Annotated in this window: 22 protein-coding genes; 13 read left to right on the top strand and 9 right to left on the bottom strand. The window is 69.2% G+C overall.

Going from position 1 to position 24,965, the window contains the following annotated elements:
* The first annotated feature begins 456 nt into the window (after positions 1-456).
* Positions 457-1,419 carry an RluA family pseudouridine synthase gene (locus tag AC1DZV_RS10515; RefSeq protein WP_476953706.1) on the top strand — a complete coding sequence of 321 codons (963 nt, stop codon included), beginning with the start codon at positions 457-459 and terminating at the stop codon, positions 1,417-1,419.
* 27 nt (positions 1,420-1,446) lie between these two features.
* Positions 1,447-2,082: a DedA family protein gene (locus AC1DZV_RS10510; protein WP_476953668.1), complete on the top strand. Its 636-nt coding sequence runs from the start codon at positions 1,447-1,449 to the stop codon at positions 2,080-2,082.
* Here the strand turns inward: AC1DZV_RS10510 and AC1DZV_RS10505 are convergent.
* From AC1DZV_RS10505 to AC1DZV_RS10495, 3 genes are all read right to left on the bottom strand, one after another.
* Positions 2,079-2,384 (bottom strand): hypothetical protein, encoded by a 306-nt coding sequence (locus tag AC1DZV_RS10505; RefSeq protein WP_223914453.1) that lies wholly within the window; start codon positions 2,382-2,384, stop codon positions 2,079-2,081. The genes AC1DZV_RS10510 and AC1DZV_RS10505 overlap by 4 nt on opposite strands.
* A gap of 156 nt (positions 2,385-2,540) precedes the next feature.
* Complete coding sequence (gene ppc, locus AC1DZV_RS10500) at positions 2,541-5,354, bottom strand: phosphoenolpyruvate carboxylase (protein WP_476949864.1); 2,814 nt, start codon at positions 5,352-5,354, stop codon at positions 2,541-2,543.
* A gap of 250 nt (positions 5,355-5,604) precedes the next feature.
* Entirely contained in the window at positions 5,605-6,285 is a 681-nt protein-coding gene (locus tag AC1DZV_RS10495; protein ID WP_476949865.1) for an NADPH-dependent F420 reductase, read from the bottom strand.
* Positions 6,286-6,450: 165 nt separating this feature from the next.
* Here AC1DZV_RS10495 and AC1DZV_RS10490 point away from each other — a divergent pair, with 165 nt between their 5' ends.
* The 4 genes from AC1DZV_RS10490 (at position 6,451) to AC1DZV_RS10475 (ending at position 9,676) form a co-directional block, all read left to right on the top strand.
* Complete coding sequence (locus AC1DZV_RS10490) at positions 6,451-7,467, top strand: aldo/keto reductase (protein ID WP_476949866.1); 1,017 nt, start codon at positions 6,451-6,453, stop codon at positions 7,465-7,467.
* Positions 7,464-8,057: a TetR/AcrR family transcriptional regulator gene (locus AC1DZV_RS10485; RefSeq protein ID WP_476949867.1), complete on the top strand. Its 594-nt coding sequence runs from the start codon at positions 7,464-7,466 to the stop codon at positions 8,055-8,057. The genes AC1DZV_RS10490 and AC1DZV_RS10485 overlap by 4 nt, the downstream gene beginning before the upstream one ends.
* A 100-nt stretch (positions 8,058-8,157) precedes the next feature.
* Positions 8,158-8,778 carry a TetR/AcrR family transcriptional regulator gene (locus AC1DZV_RS10480; protein ID WP_476949868.1) on the top strand — a complete coding sequence of 207 codons (621 nt, stop codon included), beginning with the start codon at positions 8,158-8,160 and terminating at the stop codon, positions 8,776-8,778.
* 19 nt (positions 8,779-8,797) lie between these two features.
* The gene (locus AC1DZV_RS10475; RefSeq protein WP_476946059.1) at positions 8,798-9,676 is read left to right on the top strand and encodes a DUF1684 domain-containing protein; all 879 of its coding nucleotides are present in this window, start codon (positions 8,798-8,800) and stop codon (positions 9,674-9,676) included.
* Positions 9,677-9,712: 36 nt separating this feature from the next.
* Here the strand turns inward: AC1DZV_RS10475 and AC1DZV_RS10470 are convergent, their stop codons facing one another.
* Both AC1DZV_RS10470 and AC1DZV_RS10465 read right to left on the bottom strand, forming a co-directional pair.
* The gene (locus tag AC1DZV_RS10470; protein ID WP_476949992.1) at positions 9,713-10,939 is read right to left on the bottom strand and encodes an acyl-CoA dehydrogenase family protein; all 1,227 of its coding nucleotides are present in this window, start codon (positions 10,937-10,939) and stop codon (positions 9,713-9,715) included.
* Positions 10,940-10,950: 11 nt separating this feature from the next.
* Positions 10,951-11,793, bottom strand: a complete 843-nt coding sequence (locus AC1DZV_RS10465) for an SDR family NAD(P)-dependent oxidoreductase (RefSeq protein WP_476953667.1) — start codon at positions 11,791-11,793, stop codon at positions 10,951-10,953.
* 193 nt (positions 11,794-11,986) lie between these two features.
* Here AC1DZV_RS10465 and AC1DZV_RS10460 point away from each other — a divergent pair, with 193 nt between their 5' ends.
* From AC1DZV_RS10460 to AC1DZV_RS10440, 5 genes are all read left to right on the top strand, one after another.
* Positions 11,987-13,177 carry a glycoside hydrolase family 76 protein gene (locus AC1DZV_RS10460; protein ID WP_476949870.1) on the top strand — a complete coding sequence of 397 codons (1,191 nt, stop codon included), beginning with the start codon at positions 11,987-11,989 and terminating at the stop codon, positions 13,175-13,177.
* A gap of 180 nt (positions 13,178-13,357) precedes the next feature.
* On the top strand, positions 13,358-14,413 hold the full coding sequence (locus AC1DZV_RS10455; RefSeq protein WP_476953666.1) for an iron ABC transporter substrate-binding protein: 1,056 nt from the start codon (positions 13,358-13,360) through the stop codon (positions 14,411-14,413).
* 110 nt (positions 14,414-14,523) lie between these two features.
* The gene (locus tag AC1DZV_RS10450; protein ID WP_043436715.1) at positions 14,524-16,023 is read left to right on the top strand and encodes an ABC transporter permease; all 1,500 of its coding nucleotides are present in this window, start codon (positions 14,524-14,526) and stop codon (positions 16,021-16,023) included.
* Complete coding sequence (locus AC1DZV_RS10445) at positions 16,020-17,204, top strand: ABC transporter ATP-binding protein (RefSeq protein WP_476953665.1); 1,185 nt, start codon at positions 16,020-16,022, stop codon at positions 17,202-17,204. Before AC1DZV_RS10450 ends, AC1DZV_RS10445 begins: the two co-directional genes overlap by 4 nt.
* A gap of 130 nt (positions 17,205-17,334) precedes the next feature.
* Positions 17,335-18,474 (top strand): aminopeptidase P family protein, encoded by a 1,140-nt coding sequence (locus tag AC1DZV_RS10440; RefSeq protein WP_476953664.1) that lies wholly within the window; start codon positions 17,335-17,337, stop codon positions 18,472-18,474.
* Between the two features lie 216 nt (positions 18,475-18,690).
* On the opposite strand, the gene AC1DZV_RS10435 is transcribed toward AC1DZV_RS10440, so the two are convergent.
* Together AC1DZV_RS10435 and AC1DZV_RS10430 are read right to left on the bottom strand one after the other, a co-directional pair.
* Complete coding sequence (locus tag AC1DZV_RS10435; protein ID WP_476953663.1) at positions 18,691-19,350, bottom strand: Type 1 glutamine amidotransferase-like domain-containing protein; 660 nt, start codon at positions 19,348-19,350, stop codon at positions 18,691-18,693.
* 188 nt (positions 19,351-19,538) lie between these two features.
* A complete protein-coding gene (locus tag AC1DZV_RS10430) occupies positions 19,539-20,378 on the bottom strand; it encodes a sulfurtransferase (RefSeq protein ID WP_476953705.1) in 840 nt (279 codons plus the stop codon).
* Between the two features lie 349 nt (positions 20,379-20,727).
* On the opposite strand from AC1DZV_RS10430, the gene AC1DZV_RS10425 reads away from it, so the two are divergent.
* Positions 20,728-22,680, top strand: coding sequence for a glycogen debranching N-terminal domain-containing protein (locus tag AC1DZV_RS10425; RefSeq protein WP_476949879.1), 1,953 nt, complete (start codon positions 20,728-20,730; stop codon positions 22,678-22,680).
* On the opposite strand, the gene AC1DZV_RS10420 is transcribed toward AC1DZV_RS10425, so the two are convergent.
* Complete coding sequence (locus tag AC1DZV_RS10420) at positions 22,633-23,415, bottom strand: phosphatase PAP2 family protein (RefSeq protein WP_476949880.1); 783 nt, start codon at positions 23,413-23,415, stop codon at positions 22,633-22,635. The genes AC1DZV_RS10425 and AC1DZV_RS10420 overlap by 48 nt on opposite strands.
* A gap of 79 nt (positions 23,416-23,494) precedes the next feature.
* A complete protein-coding gene (locus tag AC1DZV_RS10415; RefSeq protein WP_476953662.1) occupies positions 23,495-24,094 on the bottom strand; it encodes a YdeI/OmpD-associated family protein in 600 nt (199 codons plus the stop codon).
* Positions 24,095-24,186: 92 nt separating this feature from the next.
* On the opposite strand from AC1DZV_RS10415, the gene AC1DZV_RS10410 reads away from it, so the two are divergent.
* Positions 24,187-24,963, top strand: coding sequence for a VOC family protein (locus tag AC1DZV_RS10410; RefSeq protein ID WP_476953661.1), 777 nt, complete (start codon positions 24,187-24,189; stop codon positions 24,961-24,963).
* Positions 24,964-24,965: the final 2 nt, after the last annotated feature.

Genomic DNA, 24,965 nt, shown 5'->3' with positions numbered 1-24,965 from the left:
GGCGGGCGGGCGGGGAGGCGAGGGACATGGACGCGGCAGCGCGCAGGGCGTGACGGGCACAGGGCGGCGGCGCATCGCGAGTTCGCCGGAAGCGTCCGAGGTCGCGGTGTGTTTCCGGCGACCTGGCACGGGTTCGGCGAACTGGAGCACGGGCCCCGCGGGAGAGGACGGCGGGTAGGCGAGGGACACGGACGGCGGCAGCGCGCGGGGCGTGACGGGCACAACTCGGCGGCGCATCGCGAGTTCGCCGGAAGCGTACGAGGTCGCCGTATGTTTCCGGCGACCTCGTAGGTATCCGGCGAACTGGAACTCGCGGGGCGGCGCAGACCCGGTCGCGGCGGCGGGGCTCGGACGAACTGGGGCCGGCCCGGGCGGGGCAGCGGTACTGAGTCGCGGCCGCGGGGGGCTAGCACCGCGCGGGGGCGCGGTAGGCCGGGCCCGTAGAATGGTCGGGTGATGCAATCCCCCCTCCCCGTGCGCGACGGCGTCAACGCGACGCGTCTGCGCCTGCCGGACGAGGGCCCCTGGGAGACCGCGATGGACTACATGATGCACCGCTGGGGGCACATCGATCCGCAGGGCATCGAGGACCGGTTCGACGCCGGCGAGATCGTCGGCGAGGCGGGGATCGCCCTGGACCGCAGCACGCCGATGCAGGACCACACGTTCATCTGGTACTACCGGACCCTGCCGCCGGAGACCCGGATCCCGGTGGAGCTGAACATTCTGCACCAGGACGATCACCTGCTGGTGGTGGACAAGCCGCACTTTCTGCCCACCACCCCCGGCGGGACGTACATCCAGGAATCGGCCCTGGTCCGGCTCCGGAACCAGCTCGGCCTCCCGGACCTGATTCCCATGCACCGCCTGGACCGCATGACCGCCGGCATCCTGTTGCTCTCCACGAACCCCGAGACCCGGGGCAAATACCAGGTGCTCTTCGAAAAGCGCCAGGTCCAGAAGGAATACGAGTGTGTGTCCGCCGCAGAGCCCGCACCGGGCCATCCCGCGGTGGACTTCCCTGTGGTGGTGCGGAACCGGATGACCAAGTCCCGCAGCTACCTGCTGGCCGAGGTTGTCGACGGCGAACCCAATGCGGAAACCCGGATCGAGCGGCTGCGCACGTTTGACGCTTCCGGCGCACCCGACGGCGCACCCGACGCCGACGGCGGCCCGCACCGCCGCGCACTGTACCGGCTGGAGCCGCACTCCGGGAAGACCCACCAGCTCCGCGTGCACATGGCCTCATTGGGCCTCGGGATCGTCAACGATGCGTTCTACCCGCAACTGCTGGACAAGGCTCCGGACAATTACGCCAAGCCGCTGCAGCTCCTGGCCCGCGGGATCCGCTTCGTGGACCCCATCTCCGGGAGCCCGGTGGAATACCGCAGCAGACTGGAACTCAGCGAGGCACGCTAGCGGCTGGAAGTGCGGTACCTTGTGCCCATGGACTTCGGAAATGCGGACAGCTGGGGCGCCGCGATCTATTTCTGGATCTTCCCCTTCGTGATCGGCGATGCGATTTTCCCGCCCGTCCCCTCGGAAATGCTGGTCATCACCGGCGGCGCTCTGTCCGCGGAGGGCCACATCAACGCGTTCCTCGTGGTGCTCCTCGCCGCGGTGTCCTCATGGCTTGGTGACCTTCTCGTCTTCCAGCTGTTCAAACGGCGGCTAAGCCACGTGCTCGACCGCTGGAAATGGGGTCTCCGGTTCCACGCGGCCGTCCACGCGGCGATCGCGAAAGCCGGCCGGTCCTCCACCTACGGCGCGATCATCGGCCTCCGCTTCATCCCCGGCGGGCGGCTGGCCACGACGGCCGCGGCGGGCATCGCCAACGTCTCCACCCGCGGGTTCAGCCTCTGCGCGGCCCTCGGCGGCCTGCTCTGGGCAGCCTGGTCCGTGGCACTGGGCTATTTCATGGGCTCCGCCACCGGGCTGCCCTTCTGGGCGAGCTCCCTGATCGGCGTCGGCGTCGGGCTTCTGGTCGGAGCGGTCGTGGGCGTGATCGTGACGCGGCGCCGGGGCAACCCCTCCCCCGTGGAGTCCGCCGTGGTTGACCCGGACGAGGAACTGGACTTTTAGACGGGCGCCCAGCGGCCGCGGCTGCGGCGCAGCACGGTCAGCGCGCCGGTGAGCGCAACGCGTTCGACGGCGTCGCGCATCATGGCTGCCGACTCCAGCGCCTGGCTGTTTTCGGCGCTGTAGGCGGTGGCTTCGACCAGGAAGCGCAGGTTCAGCTGCGGTACGCCGCCGGCGAGCTCAAGCTGGTGCGATTCGACGTGGTGCCGCGTCCCAAGCGCCTCGATGGCCGCGGCCATGACGGCTTCGGGAGCGGTGCCCGGCTTGAGCCCGGTGATCTTCAGTCTGGTCTGGAACGACGGCATGGAACAACCCTAGCCGCGCCGCCACGCTCCCTCACCTTCCGCACCCAAAACCCCAACGCTCCCTCACCGGGAGAGGGAGCGTCCAGGGAATAACCGCAGGACCTGAGGGAGCGTCCAGGGAATAACCGCAGGACCTGAGGGAGCGTCGGGAGGGGGCTACCCGGTGTTGCGCAGCCCGGCGGCGACTCCGTTGACCGTGATCAGCATGGCCCGCTGGAGCCGTTCGTCGATCTCGGCCCCGGTCATGCCCTCCGCGGCCTCGGCCCGGACGCGGCGCAGCAGTTCCACCTGCAGGTAGCTGATGGGGTCGAGGTACTGGTCCCGGATCTCGAGGGAGCGCTTCAGGGTGGGCTGGGCATCGAGAATTACGTGCTCGCCGGTAAGGTTCTGGATCTCCTCGACCGTGAGATCATATTCGGCCCGGATGGCACGGAACAGGTGGTGCAGTTCCGCCGGCACCAGGGTGGAGACGTAGTAGCCGGCAATGTCCATGTCCGTCTTCGCCAGGGTCATCTCAACATTGGAGAGCACCGAGCGGAAGAAGTGCCAGCCCTCGATCATCTCCTTGAGCTGGGCCGAGTTACCGGCCTCGCGGGCGGCTTTGAGGCCGGAGCCCACACCGAACCAGCCCGGCACGATCTGCCGCGACTGTGTCCAGCCGAACACCCACGGGATGGCGCGGAGACCCTCCAGCCCGGCGCCGGAGTCGGGGCGCTTGGACGGACGGGATCCGATGTTGAGGGATCCCAGCTGCTCCACCGGGGTGGAGGCCATGAAGTAGGCGGGCAGATCGGGGTCATCAATCAGCGTGCGGTAGCGCGCAAACGCGGCGTCGGAGACGGTTTCCATGACGTGGCCGTAGCGCACACGCTGGTCCTCCGAGGTGCGCGGGGTGCGGTGCAGGGCCGAGCCCTGCAGCACCGCGGCCAGGGAGAGCTCGAGGTTTTCGCGGGCCAGCTCCGGCAGGGAGTACTTGTCCGAGATGACCTCGCCCTGCTCGGTGAACTTGATCTCGCCCTCGAGCACGCCGTTGGGCTGGGCCATGATGGCATCATAGGTCGGCCCGCCGCCGCGGCCCACCGAGCCGCCGCGGCCGTGGAAAAGGCGCACGCGGACGCCGTGCTTGGCGGCCACGTCGCGGAGCTTGCGCTGGGTCTTGTAGATTTCCCACTGGCTCGTCATGACGCCGGATTCCTTGTTGGAGTCCGAGTAGCCGAGCATGATTTCCTGCACGTCGCCGCGGAGCCGGACGAGTTCGCGGTAGGACGAATCGGAGAGCAGCCGGTCCACGATTTCGGCCGAGGCGCGGAGTTCGTCGACGGTCTCCAGCAGCGGCGCGAAGCCGATCTTGGCGTAGGGCGCCTCGCCGAACAGGCTGACCAGGCCGGCCTCGCGGGCCAGCACGGCGGCGGCCAGGACGTCGTCTGCGCCGCGGGTCATGGAGATGATGTACGTCTCGATCACGTCGGGGCCGTACGTGCGCAGGGCGCGGCGGATCTCCCGGAAGACGTCGTAGGTGCCGTCGGCGACGCCGTCGAGCTTGATCGGGTGGCCGGAGAGCGGGCGCCGGGACGCAAGTTCGGAGCCCAGTACCTCGAGCCGCTCGGCGCGGCTGAGTTCCGCGTACCGGACACCGGGCCCGCCAAGGCGGTCCATGAGCTGCCCGACGGCGTCATGGTGGTGGTCGGCGTGCTCGCGGATGTCGAGGGTGGCCAGGTGCAGGCCGAAGGAGGCGATGGCGCGGCGGACCCGGGACAGGGCGCCGTCGGCGGCGAGGGCCGCGTGGTGGTTCCGCAGCGACCGTTCGAGCAGGCCGAGCTCGGCGAGGAGCTCCGCGGTGGCGGTGTAGTCGCGGCCGGGCTCGTGCGCGGATCCGGCCGCGACCCGGCGGCCGGTGTTGATCAGCTTGGCCTTGATGCAGGTGAGTTTGAGCCGGTAGGGCTCCTGAGCGTTCAGCTCGAGCACGCGGCGGTCCAGGCCAGGCAGGTTCCCCAGGTCGACGTCGATCGAGTCCAGGAGCTCCTGGTCCGCCCCGGCCAGCGCGGTCGAGTTGGACAGGATGGAGATGAGCCCGTCGATCAGGCCGATGCTGATCCGCACGGCGTGCTGGTTCTGGATCTGGAGGATTTCGCGGGTGACGGCGGCCGTGACGTTGGGATTTCCGTCGCGGTCCCCGCCGATCCAGGAGCCGAAGCGGATCGGGGCCTTCTGTGGCGGCAGCGTGACTCCGTGCTCGGCAAGCAGCTCGGAGAGGTCCGAGAGCATTTCCGGCATGGCGTCGCTGAGGATGCCGGTGAGGTAATAGATGGCGTTCCGGGCCTCGTCCACGGGGGTGGGCCGGACCTGACGGAGCTCGTCCGTCTGCCACATCTGGTCGATCACTTCGGACAGGTGGCGGTCCTGGCGGCGGCGCGCGGAGGTGCCCTCCGCCGTGGATTCGGACAGGATGTCCGAGAGCCGGCGGATTTTGTCCAGCACGGAGCGGCGGGAGGCCTCGGTGGGGTGTGCGGTGAAGATGGGGCGGACGTCGAGTTCGTTGACGACTTCCTGCAGCACGGAGTTGCCCGCCTGGTCCGCGATCTCCTCCACGGCTTTGGCGAGCCAGCCGTCCTTCTCCTGCCGGGTGCGCAGCCCGCGGACCCGGTGGACCTGCTCGGCGGCGTTCGCCAGGTGGAAATAGAACGCGAAGGCGCGGACCAGGTCGGTGGCCTGCTCCAGCGGCAGGGAACCGAGCAGTTCGCGGACCTGGGCGACGACGTCGTACGAGCTCCACGGCCCGGTAGCGTCAGCGCCGCCGCGGGCGGCTTCCTTGGATTCCTTGGTCAGCAGGCGCACCTGCTCCACCAGATCCAGCAGTTCGGGGCCGTGTTGGCGGACCAGGGATTCGCCGAGGAGGGTGGAGACCCGGCGGACATCAGCCCGGAGTTCGGCGGCAAGATCGGTGTCGGAATGCATTGCAGTGTCTGCCATGGAAACTATCTTTCGAGGGTTCGACTTGGCTCGTACACTGCGCTGGATACTGTGAGCCCGATTACTTCTTCCCATGGGATGTTACCCGCAGGCACTCCCTGCTGGAATTCCGTCTCAGATAGTGTCACGCCCCGCCGCGCCGGCCCGACGCCCCTCCCCCACGGACCCCCCGGGACCCCAACCAGTTCGCAACAGGGGCCGTTCTGAGCTCCCGGAACGGCCCCTGCTGCGGGCTTGGCGGGTGAAGGGGTTAGCGCGCGATCTTGAAGTTGAACTCGCCGGTGCCCAGCGCGCCCCAGATCCGCAGCCAGATCGGCAGGATCATTTCCGCACCGCGGGCACTCGTGATGTCGCCGAGGTCGATCACGTCGCGGTGGCCGAAGCCCTTGAGGAGTTCCGTTACGGCCGCCTTGGCGCCGGCGTCGTCCCCGGAGACGAACACCGTGTGGTCACCGCCGGCCACCCGGGCCGGATTGACCATCACGGACGCGGTCATGGTGTTCAGCGTCTTCACCACCTTGGCCTCCGGGAAGGACCGCTGGATCTCTTCGCCGAGGCTGTCCGTGTTCACCGGGTTCAGCGACGGCGGCATGCCCTGCGAGAAGTCCAGCGGGTTGGCGATGTCCATGATGATCTTGCCGGCCAGGTTCGGGGTCCCCGCTGCGGCCAGCGCGGCCAGCGAGCCGGCACCGTTGGTGGCATTGACGATCAGCTCGGCGCCGGACGCCGCGTCAGCAAAGCCGGCGACGTCGACTCCGGCGTTTGCGGCGTGCCACTCGGCGAACGGCGCGGTGCCCATCATGTCCGGTTCGGTCCGGGCGAGCGTCGCCTGCGGGTCGCGGGTGCCGATCACGACGTCGTGCCCCAGCCCCGCCAGTGCGCCGGCAATCGTGCGCCCAACCATGCCGGTTCCCAGTACTGCAATCTTCATGGCGTCCTCATTCTGAAGTCGTGGAGTAGACAGGTTCGTCTACGTGTGGGCATGACGCTATCAGACAGACCTGTCTACGGCAATAAGCGCACGCCGACGCCCCGCCCGTCTCATCTCAGCTGACAAAGTTTGAAATCTGTCAGATGATTGTTGTATGGTCACGGCATGACAACTTCTACTCTCGGCACCCCCCGCACCCTGGGCTCCACCGGCCCCAGCACCGCCGCCATCGGCCTCGGCCTGATGGGCATGTCCGATCTTTACGGCCCCGCCGACGACGCCGAGAGCGTCGCCACGATCCAGGCCGCCCTCGACGCCGGCGTGACCCTGCTGGACACCGGCGACTTCTACGGCATGGGCCACAACGAAATGCTGCTGTGCGACGCGATCCGCGGCCGACGGCGCGAGAGCGCCCAGATCAGCGTGAAGTTCGGCGTCCTGCGCGATGCCCGGGGCGGATGGAACGGCGTGGACACCCGTCCGGTGGCCATCAAGAACTTCCTGGCCTACACCCTCCGGCGCCTCGGCACCGACTACGTGGACATCTACCGGCCGGCCCGCCTGGATCCGTCCATTCCGGTGGAAGAAACCGTGGGAGCACTGGCCGAGCTCGTGCAGCAGGGTCTGATCCGCCACATCGGCCTCTCGGAGGTCGGCGCCGACACCCTGCGCCGCGCCAACGCCGTCCACCCGGTCTCGGACCTCCAGATCGAGTACTCCCTCCTCTCCCGTGGCATCGAGCAGGACATCCTGCCGGTGGCCCGCGAGCTGGGCATCGGCATCACGGCATACGGCGTGCTGTCCCGCGGCCTGGTTTCCGGCCACTGGCCGGCCGCCGGAACCGGGAACCGGCGCGACTTCCGGGCCCACCTGCCCCGGTTCTCCGGCGAGAACCTGCAGCGGAACCTCGAGCTCGTCGAACGGCTCCGCGAAATCGCCGACCGCAAGGGCGCGACCGTCGCCCAGCTCGCCATCGCCTGGGTCCTGTCCCGCGGCGAGGACATCGTCCCCCTCGTTGGCGCCCGCCGTCGGGAACGGCTTTCCGAATCGCTGGGCGCGGTCGATCTGCTCCTCTCCGCCGAGGACCTGGCAGCGATCGAGGCCGCCGTCCCCGCCGACTCGGCCGCGGGCACCCGCTACGACGCCGGCCAGATGGCCATGCTCGACAGCGAACGCCGGTGACCCCTGTGGCCGCCGTCCTGACCCAGGAGCGCATCCTCGACGCCGCCGAAGACGTGCTGCGGCGCTTCGGACCGGCCAAGGCCACGGTGGTGGACGTCGCGAAGGCCCTGGGTGTCAGCCACGGCAGCGTCTACCGGCACTTTCCCACAAAGGTGGCGCTGCGGGACGCGGTGGCCCGGCGCTGGCTGGACCGCCTCGCGGAGCCGCTGGATCCTGCCCGCGATACGGAGGGCCCTGCCGCGGAACGCCTGCTCCGCTGGCTCGAACGCCTCGCGGCCATCAAGCAGGGCATGGCGCTGAACGATCCGGAGCTGTTTGCCACGTTCGGCCAGCTGACCGCCGAGGCGCGGGAAGTGGTGGCGGCCCACGTTGACCACCTGGCCGCAGCGCTGACCGAGATCATTGCCGACGGCGTCCGCAGCGGCGAATTCGCCGTCCCGGATCCGGTGCCGGCCGGCCGTGCCGTCCTGCACGCCACGGCGCGGTTCCACCACCCGCTGCACGCTTCGGAATGGTCGGACCCGGCCATCGGGGCCGAGCTGCGCGAGGTCTGGCGGCTGCTCGTGCGGGGTCTGGCCGCCCGCCCGTAGCCGCCGGATCAGGCGGAGGCGGGCCGGCGGTCCGTCGTTGACGAGCCACAGGGCGAATGACACTGCGGCGTAGACAGACTTGTCTGTGTACGATTGAGCCATGACCTCGCCAGCAGCCACCGCCGCCCCGGCTGCCCGCACCCCTGCCGGGCATGCCAGGGAGAAGATCCTGGCCACGGCCTTCCGGCTCTTCTACGCGCAGGGTTTCCGGGCCGCCGGCATCGACACCATCATCGCCGAGTCCGGCGTCGCGAAAGCCACGTTCTATAAGTACTTTCCGGCCAAGGACGACCTCATGCTGGCCTACCTGGAGAAGGTGGACGGCGTCTGGACCGGGCAGCTGCACGCCGCCGCCGAGGCCGCCGGCGAGGACCCGGCCGCGCAGCTCGTGGGCCTGTTCGATGCCCTGACAGCCGCCTGCCGGCGCGACGGCTACCGCGGCTGCGCCTTCATCAACGCGGCCGCCGAGTCGGCCGCCGGCACCCGCGTCCACGACCGGACAGTGGCCCACAAGCGGCAGATCCGCGCCTGGATCCGGGACCTCGCCGCACGCGCCGGCGCCGGGGACCCGGACCAGCTCGCCCGCAGCCTGACCCTGGTACTCGACGGCGGCCTGGCAAGCGGGGTGCTCGACGGCGACCCGGCCGCGGCCGCCGCAGCCGGAACCACCGCGGCCCAACTCGTGGCGGCCAGCCTCAAAACCCCACCCGCCACCAGCTGAAACCCCCTTGGAGGTGCCCATGACCACCCCTGACCCTGAAACCGGGACTGGCTCGAAGCCCACGCCTGATGCAGTGCAGAACCCGCAGCTGGCCCGCTGGCAACGCTTCCGGAACAGCCGCAACACGGCCCTCGCCAGCGAGCACGGCTGGCTCACGCTGACCTCCTTCCAGTGGCTGGAAGGCGAGCCGGCCGCCGTCGAGCTCGCCCCCGGCCTCTGGTCCACAGACGGCACCGCGGCGTTCCTCACCGCCGCCGCGTCCGACGGTCTGACCCTCGTCGAAACCGGCGAACCCGTGGACGGGACCATCAGCGCCGTGCTCGCCGACGAGGAATCACTGATGTGGGTCCAGTACGGCGGCGACGACGGCCGCCAGGTGGTGGTGGAGCTCGCCATGCGGGCGGACAAGTACGCCATCCGCACGCGCGACTCGCAGTCGCCGGCGTTCACGGAGTTCGACGGCGTGCCCACTTTCGACTTCCGCCCGGACCTGGTCATCGAGGCCAGGTTCGTGCCCTATCCCGAGCCTGTGGATGTCCCGATCGGCACGGCCAACCCGCTCGTGGACGGGGTCCACCGCTCGGTCGGCGAGCTGGTCTTCCGGCTTCCCGGCGCGGACCACGAGTTCCACCTGCAGGCCGAGGAGGAGAAGCTCGGCGCCCTGACGGTGACGTTCCACGACGAGACCAACGGGGAAAGTACTGACGAGTGGCGGAAGGTCTCCACCGCGAGGCCCCGCGTCGACTCCTTGGGAAATAGGTCGGTGGTCCTGGACTTTAACCGGGCCATCAACTACCCCAGCGCCTTCACCCCGTACGGCACCTGCCCCATGCCGGTGCGGAACAACAGCCTCGATGTGAAGATTGAGGCCGGCGAGAAGGAACCCGGCCTCTTCTAAACGGGTCTAAACGGTCTAAACGGTCAAAGCCGTCTTCTAGACGATCGCGGACACCCCGGTGATGGCGCGTCCCGTGATCAGGGTGTTGATCTCGAACGAGCCCTCGTAGGTGTAGATCGCCTCGGCGTCGGAGAAGATCTTGGCCATCCGGTAGTCGGTGACGATCCCGTTGCCGCCCAGCAGGGACCGGCCCATCGCGACGGTTTCGCGCATCCGGGCGCTGACATAGGACTTGGCGAGGGCCACCTGCGGCATGTCCGCGGCGCCGGCGTCCTGCAACTGGGCGATCCGGACCATCATGCCCATGCTGGCCACGGCGTTGCCGAGCATGGTGACCAGCTGCTGCTGGACCAGCTGGAACTTCGCCAGCGGGCGGCCGAACTGCTGGCGTTCGACGGCGTACTGCCGGGCGACGTCGAACGCCGCGAGCTGCTGCCCCACCCCCTGCCAGGCCACCATGATCCGGGAACCGCGCAGGAGCTCATTGGTGTCCTCGAAGCTGCTGATCCCGGCGAAGCGGTCCGTTTCGGCCACCCGGACGTCGGTGAAGACGATGTCCGCGTTCTGCACCGTGCGCAGGGCAATCTTGTTTTCGATCCGGCTCCGGCTCACGCCTGGCAAGGTGGCGTCGACGATGAAGCCGCGGATGCCGCCGTCGGCCTCGTCCCGGGCCCAGACCAGCATGTAGTCGCAAAACGTCCCGTTGCCGATCCAGCGCTTGGCGCCATTGAGCACCCAGGCGTCGCCGCCGCCGGCCGCGCCGCCCGGGACCCGGCGGGCCCGGGTTTCCATGCCGCCGGCAACGTCCGAGCCGTGGTCCGGTTCGGTGAGGGCAAAGGCACCGGTGGTGCGCAGGCTTGCCGCGTCCTCGAGCAGGCGCGCCTTCTGCTCCTCGGAGCCGAAGCCGTAGAGCGACTCCACGAAGAGGTCGTGGTGGACCAGGAAGAAGGTGGCGAGCGAGGTGTCCACCCGGGTCATCTCGGCGATGACGATCCCGGCGAACAGGTTGCTGTAGCCGCGCTGGGCCGGGGCGCTGAGCTCCAGGGCGGCCAGCTTGGGCAGGATGTGGGCCGGGAATTCGGCCTTGTTCCACCAGCCCGTGGCGAACGGGGCGACCTCGGCGGCCAGGAACTCACGCAGCTGCGCCAGCTTGGCCCGCTCCGCCGTGCTGAGCAGGGCCTCGTAGTCGAAGAAGTCCGCCGTGGGCAGCCCCGCCACAGACGGGGCGGCCGGCCCTGTCTCGGTCACTTCGGCAGCGACCATCTCAGACCCGGTCATTTCGGGCCCATGCGGATGGCACCGTCGAGGCGGATTGTCTCGCCGTTGAGCATGGCGTTCTCCACAATGTGCGCGGCGAGGTTCGCATATTCGGCCGGCCGGCCCAGCCGCGAGGGGTGCGGCACCTGCTGGCCCAGGGAGTCCTGCGCCTCCTGGGGCAGGCCGGCCATCATGGGAGTCTCGAAGATGCCCGGCGCGATGGTGACCACCCGGATCAGCGAGCGCGCGAGTTCGCGGGCAATCGGCAGCGTCATGGCGGCGACGGCACCCTTGGAGGCGGCGTAGGCGGGCTGGCCGATCTGCCCGTCGAACGCGGCAACGGAGGCGGTGTTGATGATGACGCCGCGTTCGGGGCCGCCGAGTTCCGTGGCGGCGGGCTCGGTGGCTGCCATGGCGGCTGCGGCGAGGCGGATCACATTGAAGGTGCCCACGAGGTTGATCTGGATGACGCGGTTGAAGGCCTCCAGCGGGAGGACGCCGTCGCGGCCCAGGACCTTGCCGGGGGTGGCGATCCCCGCGCAGTTGACCACGATGCGCAGCGGACCAAGGGCGGCAGCGGCGTCGACGGCGGTCTGCACCTGCGCCTCGTCCGTGACGTCGGCCGGGACAAAGACGGCCCTGCGGCCGCCTCCGGCAGCAGCTTCTCCGCCTCCGACAGCAGCCTCTCCAGCGCCGGCAGCGGCGGACGCGGTCAGTTCGGCGGCAAAGGCGTCCCCGGCGGAACCCGGCAGGTCCACGAGGACCACCGACGCGCCGGCGTCGAACAGGCGCCTGGCCGTGGCCGCTCCGAGACCGGAGGCCCCGCCCGTGATCAGCGCGACAGTACCCTTGATGTCCATCCATCCTCCTTGATGTGGAACCGAACCCCGGCGGCGAAGCCTCGACGCGGGCGGCGCCTGCAGAGGCGGCCCGCGGGGAACATTAGTTAGTGAATGTTAACTGGAATGCGGCCAATGCGCACCTTTGGCCGCACACGCCGAGGGCGCGGTCACAGTCGCGGTCCGGACGGGCTCCCGCGATTACGCTTGAGCCATGACCCGAGCCGACGCCTCCGCCCCCAACTGGTCCTTCCGCGCGGACGAGGCCGCCCGCTCAGTGACCAGGCTCTTCGGGCAGCGGCTCTTTTTCCTCCCAGGGACCCACATCGCCGCGATCCTCCGGCCCTCGGGCCGGCTGAAGAACCTGTCCCGGCCCTGGCACTACTGGTGGCAGGCACACTACCTGGACTGCCTCGTGGACGCCGGCCGCCGGGAACTGGGGTCCCCTGGGAATCCGGGAGCCAAGTTCGACGGCGGGAACCGGCCCAGCGCCGGCCGGCTCGCCTCCCGGCTCGTCACGGGCATCCGGCTGCGCAATTTCCTCACGGTGGTCAACAACTATTACGACGACATGGCCTGGCTGGCCCTTGCCACGCTCCGGCTGGACAAGCTCGCCGAGGACACCCGCAAACATACCGGCCGGGAGCGCAACGCCCAGGTTCTGCAAAGCCTGACCCTGCAGTTCGACTCCGCTTCCACGGACGACCTCGGCGGCGGTACATTCTGGAGCACGAAGCGCGACTTCAAGAACACCCCGGCCACCGCCCCCGTGGCCCTCTACTACGCGCGGACCGGCAACCGGACCAAGGCGCAGTCCCTGCTGGACTGGCTGGATGCCAGGCTGTACGAGCCCGGACAGGGCCTGTACCGCGACGGCCTCCGGATTTCCGGGACGGGCGAGGCGGTGCTGGTAGAGACGATCTACACCTACAACCAGGGGCCCGTCCTCGGCGCCCTGCTGGAACTCGGGGGCGAGCCCAACCTCGGGCGTGCGGCCGCATTGGTGGACGCCGTGGCGGCCAACCTCACGCAGCCGGCCCCGCTGCTGGGCCGCACCTCCGCGGTGCTGCGCTGCGAGGGGACGGGCGACGGCGGGCTCTTCACCGGGATCCTCGTCCGCTACCTGGCCCTCGCCGCCGTCGACGAACGCCTCCCAGCCGAAACCCGGGCCGCGGCGGCGGCGCTCGTGAACGATACGGCCGAGGCCCTCTGGGAGGGCCGCCGGATCCTCCCTCCGCACGACCGCCTCGCGAGCCGCGGTAGCCATCTGGTCTTCTCCGACCGCACCGACGCGCCGGCACGCCGCAGCTACCCGGAAGGCGCCGCCGTCGAGCTCTCCACGCAGCTGCAGGCCTGGATGGTGCTGGAGGCGGCCGCCTCGATCGCGCAGGCGCCCGCCCCATAACCCGGCGACAATTACGTCACGCAATAGTATCGTAATTGATGTGATCCTCATCACTTAAACCAGCCTCAGGTTGGTCGCTTAGGTTTGGCTAACCTACAGTCTTTCTTAGTGAGCATGCCCTAACTTCCCCGCTCACGGGGGGCAGGGCACTACGACGACTTCCTTGTAGAAAGTAGCCCCATGAAGATCCGCACCAACGTGCTGGCGGGAATCGCCCTGGCCGCCACTGCCGCCCTGGGCCTGGCCGCCTGCGGCTCCGGTTCCTCCGCCACGGCCGGCAGCAGCGCCGCCGCCAACGGCTCCTCCGCCGGTGAGATCACGGTCTATAACGCCCAGCACGAATCCCTGACCAAAGAGTGGATCGACGCCTTCACCGCCGAGACCGGCATTAAGGTGACCGTGCGCCAGGGCGACGACACCGAGATGTCCAACCAGATCGTGCAGGAAGGCCAGGCCTCACCGGCGGACGTCTTCCTCACCGAGAACTCCCCGGCCATGGCCCAGGTGGAGAACGCCGGCCTCTTCGCGGATGTGGACAAGGCCACCGTGGACCAGGTCCCCGCCGAATTCCGCCCCTCCACCAACAAGTGGACCGGCATCGCGGCCCGCTCCACCGTGCTGGTCTACGACAAGAACAAGATCAGCGCCGACAAGCTGCCCAAGTCCATGCTGGACCTGGCCAACCCCGAGTGGAAGGGCAAGTGGGCCGCCTCGCCGTCGGGCGCCGACTTCCAGGCGATCGTCTCGGCCCTCCTCGAACTCAAGGGCGAAGCCGCCACTGAGGCCTGGCTCAAGGGCATGAAGGAAAACTCCAAGCCGTACAAGGGCAACAGCACGGCCATGAAGGCCGTCAACGCCGGCGAAGTCGACGCCGCCCTCATCTACCACTACTACTACTACGGCGATCAGGCCAAGACCGGCGAGAACTCCAACAACGTCGCGCCGTTCTACTTCAAGAACCAGGACCCGGGCGCCTTCGTCTCCATCTCCGGCGGCGGCGTGCTGAAGTCTTCCAAGAACGCCGCAGCGGCCCAGTCCTTCCTGAAGTTCATCACCGGCAAGAAGGGCCAGGAAGTGCTCCAGAAGGGCACCTCCTTCGAATACGCTGTCGGCTCGGACGTCCCGTCCAACGACAAGCTGGTTCCGCTCAAGGAGTTGCAGGCCCCCACCGTGGATCCCGCCAAACTCAATTCCGCCAAGGTCACCGAGCTGATGACCCAGGCAGGACTGCTGTAGCCGCAGTGACTAACAAGCTGGCGGTCCCCGGTCCCTCTGGGGATTTGACGACTGACACGCCGACGGCGGGCAGGGGTAAACGCCCCCGCCCGCCTTTCGGCGTCTCTGTCGTGTCCATCATCGCGGTCCTCATCGCCCTCTTTTCCCTGGTGCCCCTGGCCTACGTGGTCTTCATGACAGCCTCCACCGGCTGGGACACCGCAATGGCCCTGATCTTCCGCCCGCGCGTGGGCGAACTCCTGCTGAACACGGTGCTGCTGACCGTGGTGACGGTGCCGCTGTGCCTCGTCCTGGGCGTCGGCGGCGCGTGGCTCGTCGAACGCACCAGCCTTGTTGGCCGCAAGTGGTGGGCCGTGCTGCTCGCCGCCCCGCTGGCCATCCCCGCCTTCGTCAACAGCTACGCGTGGGTTTCCGCGGTGCCGTCCCTTGGCGGGCTGTGGTCCGGGGTCCTGATCGCCACCCTGTCCTATTTCCCGCTCGTGTACATCCCGGCCGCCGCGACGCTCAGCCGCCTGGACCCGGCGATCGAACAGTCCGCCGCCTCCCTCGGCCTCGGCGCCTGGCGCGCGTTCTTCCGCGTGGTGCTCCCGCAGCTGCGCATCGCCATGACCGGCGGCGGGCTGCTGGTCGCGCTGCACCTGCTGGCCGAATACGGGGCCTTCGCGATGATCCGCTTCGACACCTTCACCACCGCGATCATGGTCCAATACCAGTCCACGTTCAACGGCACCGCCGGGAACATGCTGGCCAGCGTGCTGGTGTTCCTCTGCCTGATCCTGCTGCTCGTGGAGGTCCGCAGCCGCGGCAGCGCCCGGTACGCCAGGATCGGCTCCGGGGCCCAGGCGCGCGCCTTGCGCCTGCCCCTGCACGCCTACCAGCTCCCCGCCCAGCTGTCCCTGATCGCCCTCACCGGGCTGGCGTTCGGGCTGCCGCTGACGTTTGTGCTGCGCTGGATCGTCGCCGGCGGGCCGGAAATCTGGGCTGCCGAGGAATTCATGCCGGCCCTCCTGCAGACCTTGGCCTACGGCCTCGCGGCGGCCGTCGCCACCACCGTGGTCGCGTTCCCCATGGCTTACCTGGCCGTGCGGCGTCCCGGCTGGTTCAGCAAGTCCCTGGAGCTGTCCAACTACATCACCAGCTCCATGCCCGGGATCGTGGTGGGCCTGGCCTTCGTGACCGTGAGCATCCGGATGGTTCCCAGCATGTACCAGACCTCAGCGCTACTCATCGCGGCCTACGTGCTGCTGTTCCTCCCCCGGGCCCTCGTGAACATCCGCTCGGGGCTGTCCCAGGCACCGAAGGAACTCGACGAGGCCGCCCAGGTGCTCGGCAAGCCGCCGCTGCTGGCCTTCCTGCGCGTGACGCTGCGGCTCACGGCCCCCGCCGCGGCCGGCGGCGCCGCCCTGGTGTTCCTGGGGATCGTCAACGAGCTCACCGCCACCCTCCTGCTCTCGCCCAACGGGACCCGCACCCTCGCCACCGAGTTCTGGAGCAAGAGCAGCGAGATCGACTACGCTGGCGCCGCCCCCTATGCGCTGCTGATGATCCTGATCTCGGCGCCAATGACCTATCTCCTCTTCCAGCAGTCCAAGAAAGTAGCCGGACAGTGACCGATGTTTACCCGTCGCGTGAGGCCCCGTCGCGCCTCCCCGAGCCGCGGGTCGCGGCTTCCGTGGCCACCAGCACCAACAGCCACCTGGAAATCGACGCGGTCACCAAGAACTTTGGGCCCCAGGCCGTCCTCAAGGGCGTCAACCTCTCCGTCGCCAAGGGCGGAACGACGGCGATCGTGGGACCCTCCGGCTCCGGCAAGACCACGCTCCTGCGCCTGATTGCCGGCTTCGAGCACCCGGACACCGGCAGCATCTCGCTCAACGGGAGCAAGGTGGCCGGGGAGAACGCCTGGGTCCCCGCGCACAAGCGGCACGTCGGCTACGTCGCCCAGGACGGCGCCCTGTTCCCGCACCTGACGGTCGGGCAGAACATCTCCTTCGGCCTGGACGCCACCCAGCTGCCCGGCGGGCGCCGCGGCGTCAAGGCGCGGGTGGGCGAGCTGCTGGAAATGGTCTCACTGGACCCGGCCATGGCCAAGCGCCGCCCGCACCAGCTCTCCGGCGGCCAACAGCAGCGGGTTGCCCTGGCCCGGGCGCTGGCCCGCAAGCCCGCGCTCATGCTGCTGGACGAGCCCTTTTCCGCCCTGGACGCCGGCCTGCGGGGGGCCACCCGCCGCGCCGTGGCCCAGGTCCTGAAGGACGCCGGCGTCACCACGATCCTCGTCACGCATGACCAGGCCGAGGCGCTGTCCTTCGCCGACCAGGTGGCCGTGATGCGCGGCGGCAAGCTGGCCCAGATCGGCAACCCGTTCGTCGTCTACACGCGCCCGGCTGACCGCGCCACCGCCGAGTTCCTGGGCGACGCCGTGATCCTGGATGCCTGGATGGAAGGCTCCCTGGCCACGTGTTCGCTCGGCGGGATCCCCGTGCGCCGCCCGCCGGCCCAGGGCCGGGTCCAGCTGATGCTGCGGCCCGAGCAGATCCGCATTTCCGAGGACGGCCCCATCCGCGGCACGGTGGTGGACACGGACTACTTCGGCCCCGAAACCACGGTGCGGCTCCAACTCCCCGTCCCGCCGGTCCTTGCCGCCGGCGCCATCCCGGACCACCGCTACCCCGGCGGCGGGGAAATCATCACGATCCGGCACTGGAACGCCTCGATCGCCCGCCCCGGCACGGAGCTGCGGCTCCGCGTGGTGGGTGAGGCCGTCGCCTTCCCGATGGATGAGCAGCCGTAACGTCGAGATTCGGCATCCTGAAGCCGCTGTGCCCCGAATGCTCACCCGCGACGGGCGATTCCAGAGTGACTGCAGCGGCTGTCCGGGCGATGGGTTGACCGGTGATGCCCCGCGCACGAGAATGCGAACCATGAGTGATCATCGCGGCCTTTCCGAGCCGGCTCCGTTCACCGCCGATGACTTCGCCGAGCGGTTGCGGCGAGCAGCCCACGCCGCCCAGGATGCCGGGCTCGACGGCATCCTGGTCACTCCCGGACCGGACCTGCTGTACCTCACCGGGTATGCACCCGTGGCCATCACTGAACGCATCACCATGCTCGTGATCCCCGTCGACGCGGAGCCCGCCATGATCGTTCCGAGGCTCGAGAGGCCCGACGCGGAAGCGGCCGCCGGCGCCTCGAATCTGCGGATCACCGACTGGACCGACGGGAGCGACCCCTACACGGAATCTGCGACGCTGATGGCCGGCACCGGACGTTATGCCGTCTCTGACTCGGCCTGGGCCATGCACCTCCTCGGCCTGCAGGATCGACTGCCCAAGTCGTCCTACGTCTCGATGACGACCGCCCTGCCGATGCTTCGGGCGATCAAGGATGTCGACGAGATCGAGCGGCTGGCGGCGGCCGGCGCGGCCGCAGACCAGGCGTACGAGGAGATCGTCACCGTGCGGTTCGCTGGGCGCAGCGAGACCGACGTCGGTTCTGATCTCGCCGACCTGCTTCGGCAGTTCGGTCATTCGCAGGTGGACTTCACCGTCGTCGGTTCGGGTCCGAATGGAGCCAACCCTCACCACGAGATCGGCCCGCGGATCATCGAGGACGGAGACATGGTGGTGCTCGACTTCGGCGGCCTCAGACACGGCTACGGATCAGACACGACGCGGACCGTGCACGTCGGCGAGCCCACCGCCGAGGAGCGCGAGGTTCACGACGTCGTCAGACTCGCGCAGCAGGCCGGGTTCGAGGCCGTGCGTCCAGGCGTCGAGTGCCAGGAGATCGATCGCGTGTCCCGGGCGGTGATCACTGAAGCCGGCTACGGCGACTACTTCATTCACCGCGTCGGGCACGGAATCGGGCTGACGACTCACGAGCCGCCGTACATGGTCGAGGGCGAAACCCAGATCCTCCACCCCGGCATGTGCTTCTCGATCGAACCCGGGATCTACCTGCCGGGCAGGTTCGGCGTACGGATCGAGGACATTGTGACGGTCGTTCCCGACGGCGGACGGCGACTCAATCAGACCTCGCACGAGATGAGAATCGTCCACTAGTTAGCCGACCTGGTCCACGATCTGACGTGGCCTCGTCGAGGGTCGTTTCATTCAGTGTTGTGGTCACGGTGGATGCGTCTCTGTTTCGCCTGCAGCCTGCCGGCCTGCTCTGATCCCAGAACACAACCAGCGTCCCCGCGGTATCACTGGTCGGTGAAGCAAAAAGGATCCTCGGTGGCTAAATGGCCACGCGACGTCCCAAAGGCTGGGCACCTATCACCCGAACTTCTTCCATTGTCCTTCGGAAACCACCTCGACGGAGCCGTCGGCGACCTTGATAGCTGTCTGTTCGTCGATGGCGTAGGCAGGGACGCCTATGACGGCGGCCCACCGCTCTGCGTGGGCCAGGGTGTTGCCCGGGAAAGCGTCCAGGTGCGGAAAGATCGAAAAATCCACCACCCCCAGAGTCCGATCATCCGGAGCGGACGGCCACTCGACGAAGTATTCCCCGATCCGGGGCGTCATCACCATGCTTCCGGCACTCACTCCCACCCACACCGTGTCGGGAAGTGACGGCAGCAGCTCGGCCAGCCCGGACTCCCGCATCCAATGGGACAGGTACGTCGCGTCGCCGCCGTCGACCAGGAGCACGTCGGCCTCCCGGAGCCAGGGGACCCACCGGTCCGCGCCGATGGTGGGCAGCGCGGTGAGCTCGAGGACGCCGAGCGACGCCCAGCCAAGGCCGGACAAATGACGGAAGTCGTGCTCGGCGGCCAGGAGGCCCCGCACCGATGCCGGTCCGCACATCGGGTGACCCCACTGCGCTGTCGGGACGACCAGGGCGCGGCACTGGGCGACCGGCTTGTCGAGAAGCTGCACGAGCGCCGAGTGAATGCTCGGGTTCGTCACACCGCCTGAGGTAAGCAAGAGCTTCAAACGTGCCTCCAGAGTCCGCGCGTGGATGGTGGATGTGCCCGGTGCCGCGGGAACGGGCTGGAACTCATCGACAGATCTGGTAAGCACGCCCGTCTGGTGCTCGGCCCTTCAATAGGTACACACCCAGTAAAAACTTTGTCCACAGTTCGGTCGTAGTCTCGACCCGAGCAGGCATCGTAGGTCGGTTGTCAGCCCAGCTCGGCTCGGCGGCGAGGCTCGGCTCCGTACTCTGACCACCCGCCTGCGTAGAGACGGCCGCGGCCGAGACCAGCGTGCTCGAGAGCGAGAAGGTTGTGGCAGGCCGTGACGCCTGAGCCACAGTAGGAGATGACGGCAGTCGCGTCTTCGATCCCAACCTTCGCAAACGCTCGTCGGACCTCTGCGATCGGGCGCAGGCGTCCATCAGAGGCGAGGTTCCCACGGCACGGGACGTTCACTGCGCCGGGGATGTGTCCGGCTTGGGGATCGGTGGGCAGCTGGAGGCTTCCGTCGAAGCGGTCGGCATTGCGGGCGTCGACGATGATCCCGTCAGCCCCTGCCGTGATGTCCGCAAGCTGGGCGAGACGGGCCTCGGGCCACGAAGACGGCGTGAAGGTCGCGGGCGTCGGCTTCACGGGTGTCTTCTCCAGCGGTCCCGTCCATGCGGCAATCCCCCCGTCGAGCAGCGCCGCCCGATGCCCGAGCGCACGCAGCATCCACACGAGCCGCGCGGCGATGACTCCTCCCGCGTCGTCGTAGGCGATGACGGTCGTGTCGTCGCCGATTCCCAGGGAAGACATTCCATGTGCGAACACTGCAGAGTCGGGAAGCGGGTTCAGCCCGTGTGGTCCCGAACTGCCCGACAGCCATGCGTCCAGGTCCACGAACACTGCATCTGGAAGATGCCCGCCGTCGTACGCTGCACGGCCCGACGCACCGTCGAGGTACCAGCGAACATCAGCGGTGACAACGTTGCTTCGGTGCGCCTCGAGCCACGCGCCATCAATAAAGGCTGGAAGATCTTCTTGGGTTATCCGGCTGTCGTCCATACAGTGCAGGCTAAATGATGTGTCCATAATTCGAGCAAAAATGTCCCACGTTGTGGACAACCCGCAGAGGATGCGCCGCTCCACTGCAGGCGCCCGTTAGCCGGTCGTCCACCGGTCGGCCCAAAGCTGAACTACGGGCTTGTCTCACAACCCTAGGGATACGAGGCGTCTCGTCGACCCGGCGACCGCTGCGGCGCGGTGCGCACGCGCATTTCGACGCGGCCGCAGTCCACCGCCCGGCAGCCGGCGGACCTTCCGGCCGCCGGCGGCCGACGCCACGACCGCTTCGGCGGTCGGCAGCGGGCTGTGGCGCATTGAGACCGCCCAGTGCCCGGCATAGGGTAGGCGGATGACTGTTCAGCCAGGCCTGCACCGCCAGCACTGCTCCGTTGCCGCCCCCACCCAGCTGTGGCTCGACCCTGACGGCCGCCTGGCCGGTGAGGTCAAAGCGCCCGGAGCCGGTGACTCCGCTGATCCGGCCGGGTTCACCGGGCTGCTCCACGGCGATACCCGGATGCTCTGCCGGGCGCTGGTGCGCGTCAACGGCCTGGAACCCGAACCGGCCACCGTCGAGACGGAGCCCGGCGGCGTCCTGCGCGTCCGGGGCCTGGTCCGGGGCATCCCTGGACCCACGGAGGATCCCGCCGTCGAGCTCCTCCAGACTTGGACGGTGACGCCGGGCGTGGTGCGGCACACCCTGCAGCTGCGCACCTCGCTGGATTCCCTCGACGTCGAAATCGACGTAGCCCTCGCGGCCGACTTCACCGACATGGCCCAGATCCGCCTCAGCCGCTTCCGTGACCCGTCCGCGCCGGTCTCTGCCGATGAGTCCACGCTGCGCTGGCAGGAGGGTGGCAAGACCCTGGCGGTCGCGGCCCCCGGCGCCGTCACCCCGGAAGGCCACCTCGCCTGGCGCGGAACCCTGGGCCGGGGCCGGCCGTTCGAGGCCGAATGGCAGGCCGTCCTCACCGACCATGACGACGCCGTGGTGGCTGCCCGCCCGCCCGGTGCCCGGCCGCCGCGGACCGGACCGGCCGGGGCCCTGGGCCTGCTCCTGGATAACTCCCTCGATGACGTGGCCGGGCTCCGCCTGGCCACCCGCCAGCTGCCGGACGCCCCGTTCATCGCCGCCGGGGCGCCCTGGTATTTCACGCTGTTCGGACGGGATTCGCTGTGGGCTGCGCGGCTGCTGCTGCCTCTGGACACCGGCACGGACAACGGGCTGGCGGCGGGCACCCTGCGCGCGCTGGCGGCGTTCCAGGGCACCCGGACGGACGCGGCGGCCGCCGAGGAACCCGGCAAGATCCTGCACGAACTGCGGTCCAAGGAACTGGTGCTGGAGAGCCAGAACCTGCGCCTGCCGCCGGTGTACTTCGGGGCGGTGGATTCCACCCCGTTGTGGCTTTGCCTGCTCGGTGAACTCTGGCGCACCGGCCGGGACGAGGACGCCGTCCGGTCGCTGCTGCCGAACGCGGCACGCGCCGCGGAGTGGCTGCTGTCCGCCGGCGCCACCGGAACGGACGGCGCAGCGGACGATTCAACGGACGGCGCAGCCGGCAACGGCGGGTTCCTCAGCTACCGTGACTCCACGGGCCACGGCCTGAGCAACCAGGGCTGGAAGGATTCCCGGGACGCCATGCAGTTCCGCGACGGCCGGCAGGCCGAGGGGCCTATCGCCCTGTCAGAGGTGCAGGGCTACGCGTACCAGGCAGCCATGGAGACGGCGGAACTGTTCGACGCGTTCGGGGAACCGGGCGCTCAGGCGCTGCGCGACTTCGCCGCGGCCCTCCGGCTCAGGTTCCGGGAGCGCTTCTGGGTTGAGGACGACGGCGGGCCGTTCCCGGCCATGGCCCTGGACGGGCACGGGGTCCCCCTGGACATCCCGGGCTCAAACATGGGACATCTGCTGGGCACGGGCATCCTGGACGCGGCCGAAGCCCGGATCGTCGCGGACCGGCTGGTGAGCCCCGAGCTGTTCTCCGGCTACGGCGTGCACACGATTTCGCGGCGGGCCGCAGGGTTTTGGCCCTTCAGCTACCACTGCGGCTCGGTCTGGAGCCACGACACCGCCATCGCGATCCGCGGCCTCCTGGCCGACGGTTTCGTCGCAGAGGCACGCACCCTCGCCGACGGCCTGATCGCGGCGGCGGCCTCCTTCGGGCACCGGTTGCCGGAGGTGTTCGCCGGGGTGCGGGCCGAGGACTCGGCCGTCGCGGTACCGTATCCGGCGTCGTGCCACCCGCAGGCGTGGTCCTCAGCCTCGGCGGTGGTGATCGCCCAGGCGATGGGCGTCGGACTCTGACGGCCCCGCTGCCGCTGGGTGTTGCCCGGAAGGGGCCGCGGCGGCGCGCAGCCCGTCGGCCAGGATAACGATCCCGGTAACGGCGAGCGCCAGGCCCATGGAGGCGAGCACGTCCGTCAGCCAGTGATACCCCAGGTACAGGCGGCTGAAGGCAACCACCAGTGTCCCGGCAGCCGCTGCCGCGAAGCCGAGCACCGACGTCGTCCGTTTGCCCGTCCGCGTGCCGCGGGCCGCCAGCAGCAGGTAACTGAGGACGCACAGGAAGACGCCGGCCCCGAAGGTATGGCCGGAGGGAAAGGACAGGGCGTCGTCCGGTCCCAGCATGAAGCCGCTGGCGGCGGGCCGGCTCCGGCCGACGTCGTGCTTCACCAGCGTGGACACCGCGAAGGTGGCCGCCATAGCGCCGACCAGCAGGGCTGGACGCCAGACTTCACGCTTGAAGACCGCCCAGGCCAGTGCCACGGCGCAGCCGATCACCGTCATCCACAGCGGCGACGTCACCGTGGTCACGGCCGCCAGGATGGCGGTGGCCAAGGGGGTCCGGGACGCCACGATTCCGTCGTGCACGGGCCCGTCCAGGTCAGCCACGCCGCTGTTCGACTGCACGGCGGCGAGCACGGTCCAGAAGATCGTCTCACCCGCAATTAACAGGCCCGCTGCCACGAAGAAGAGCCGTTGTTGGGACGGCAGCGGCAGGCGGGCAGGGGGTCGCGGGGCACGCTGGGCAAGGAGCATTCGCCCAATCCTGCCAGAGGCAACTCCCTGCAGCCAGCAAGGCCGCTGGGAATTCTCTGGGATGCGCGGCGGGCGAGCGCTACGGTTCCGGGGGCCGCCTGGTCTGCGGGTACGGCGTGTCGAACCTGGCCAGCATCTCCACGAACCCGGCGATCTTCCTCTCCCGGGTGGAGGCCTGCTTGACCGAGTTGGTGCGGTAGATCAGGGCATACCGGTTCACGGACGTCAGGACCTCGAACATCGCCTGCGCCCGCGGGTCCGCCGCGATGGCGGCGGCGAGGTCATCCGGGACCTCCGCCGTCGCCGCGCCCGAATAGGCGGCCTCCCAGCGCCCGTCCGCCTTGGCGGCGGCGACGACCGCCTGCCCGGCGGGGGCCATCCGCCCCGCCGCCTCCAGGCGGTCAATTCGCTCCACGTTCCGGGCCGACCACACGCTCTTGGGTCCCCGCCGGGTCATCCGCTGGAATGAGCTTTCCTCGTCCCGGCGCCGTCCCTGCCCGTCGATCCAACCGAAACACAGCGCCTCCTGCAGCGCGGCCTCGTAGTCCAGCTCCGTCACCGATCCGCCCTTTTTGTGCAGCACGAGCCACACGCCGGGACTCTGCGCGTGGTGCTGCTCCAGCCAGGCGCGCCACTCGGCGGCGTCCTTCACCAGCAGTTCCTCAAGTTCAGCAGCCATGGCCCCATTGTGCCCTGCTGTGCTGACCGGAGGGGTGCTTTGGTGGCACCATGTCAGGAGGAGCCAAAAACCGTCCCTCGCAAGGAGATCCCATGCTGCGCGTCCGCCCGATCCACTACACCTCCCGCATGGACCAGTGGGAGGGCTTGCTGTCCGCCCTCGGCATGGTCCGGACGGTCGACGACGGCGACTGGCAGGAGTTCGACGCCGGCTCGGGCCGCCTCGCACTGCACCGGGTAGCGGCGGGTGCCGCCGGGGCTGATGCCAGGGACGGTGCCGGTGCCGGAATGGTGCTGGATGGAAAGACTGACTTCGGCGTCGAGGTCGGGGATCTGGCGGAGTTCGCGCGCCGCACCAATCTGGCCGGCGCGGAGGACGGGACCACCCCGGCCGAGCTGGTCAGCGCCCGCCACGGCGATACCTGCCGCATCACGGGCGAGGACGGGTTCGGCTTCTTCGCGGACAAGGCCGCCCACGGCGCGCAGTGCGCGGACGCCGATCCGGCCCTGGCCGTCGTCGAAGTCTGGTTCACGCCGGACGCGGCCGCCGCCGCGCAAACCCTGCGGAACGTGGGCGCCCGGCTGCGGCCGGCCCCGGACGACGACGAAACCGCGGATTTCACGGCGAAGAACGGCGGTGTGCTGATGGTCCGGCCCGCCAGCGGCGCCGCCCGGACCGGCCTGGGGTTTGAATACACCGGCGACCTCGCCGGCCTGCGGGACCGCCTCGCGGCCGCCGGCCACCGGGTCAGCCTGACGGAAGAGGCCTTCGGGCGGACCCTGCACGTGGCCAACCCTGACGCGGCTGACCTGCCGGAGAACCCCAACGGGGCGATGCTCTGGATCTCGCAGAAGCCCGACGGCGCCTGAGA

This window comes from Arthrobacter sp. P1_D12 (assembly GCF_056406175.1).
This window is presented reverse-complemented; position numbering and strand designations above follow the sequence as displayed.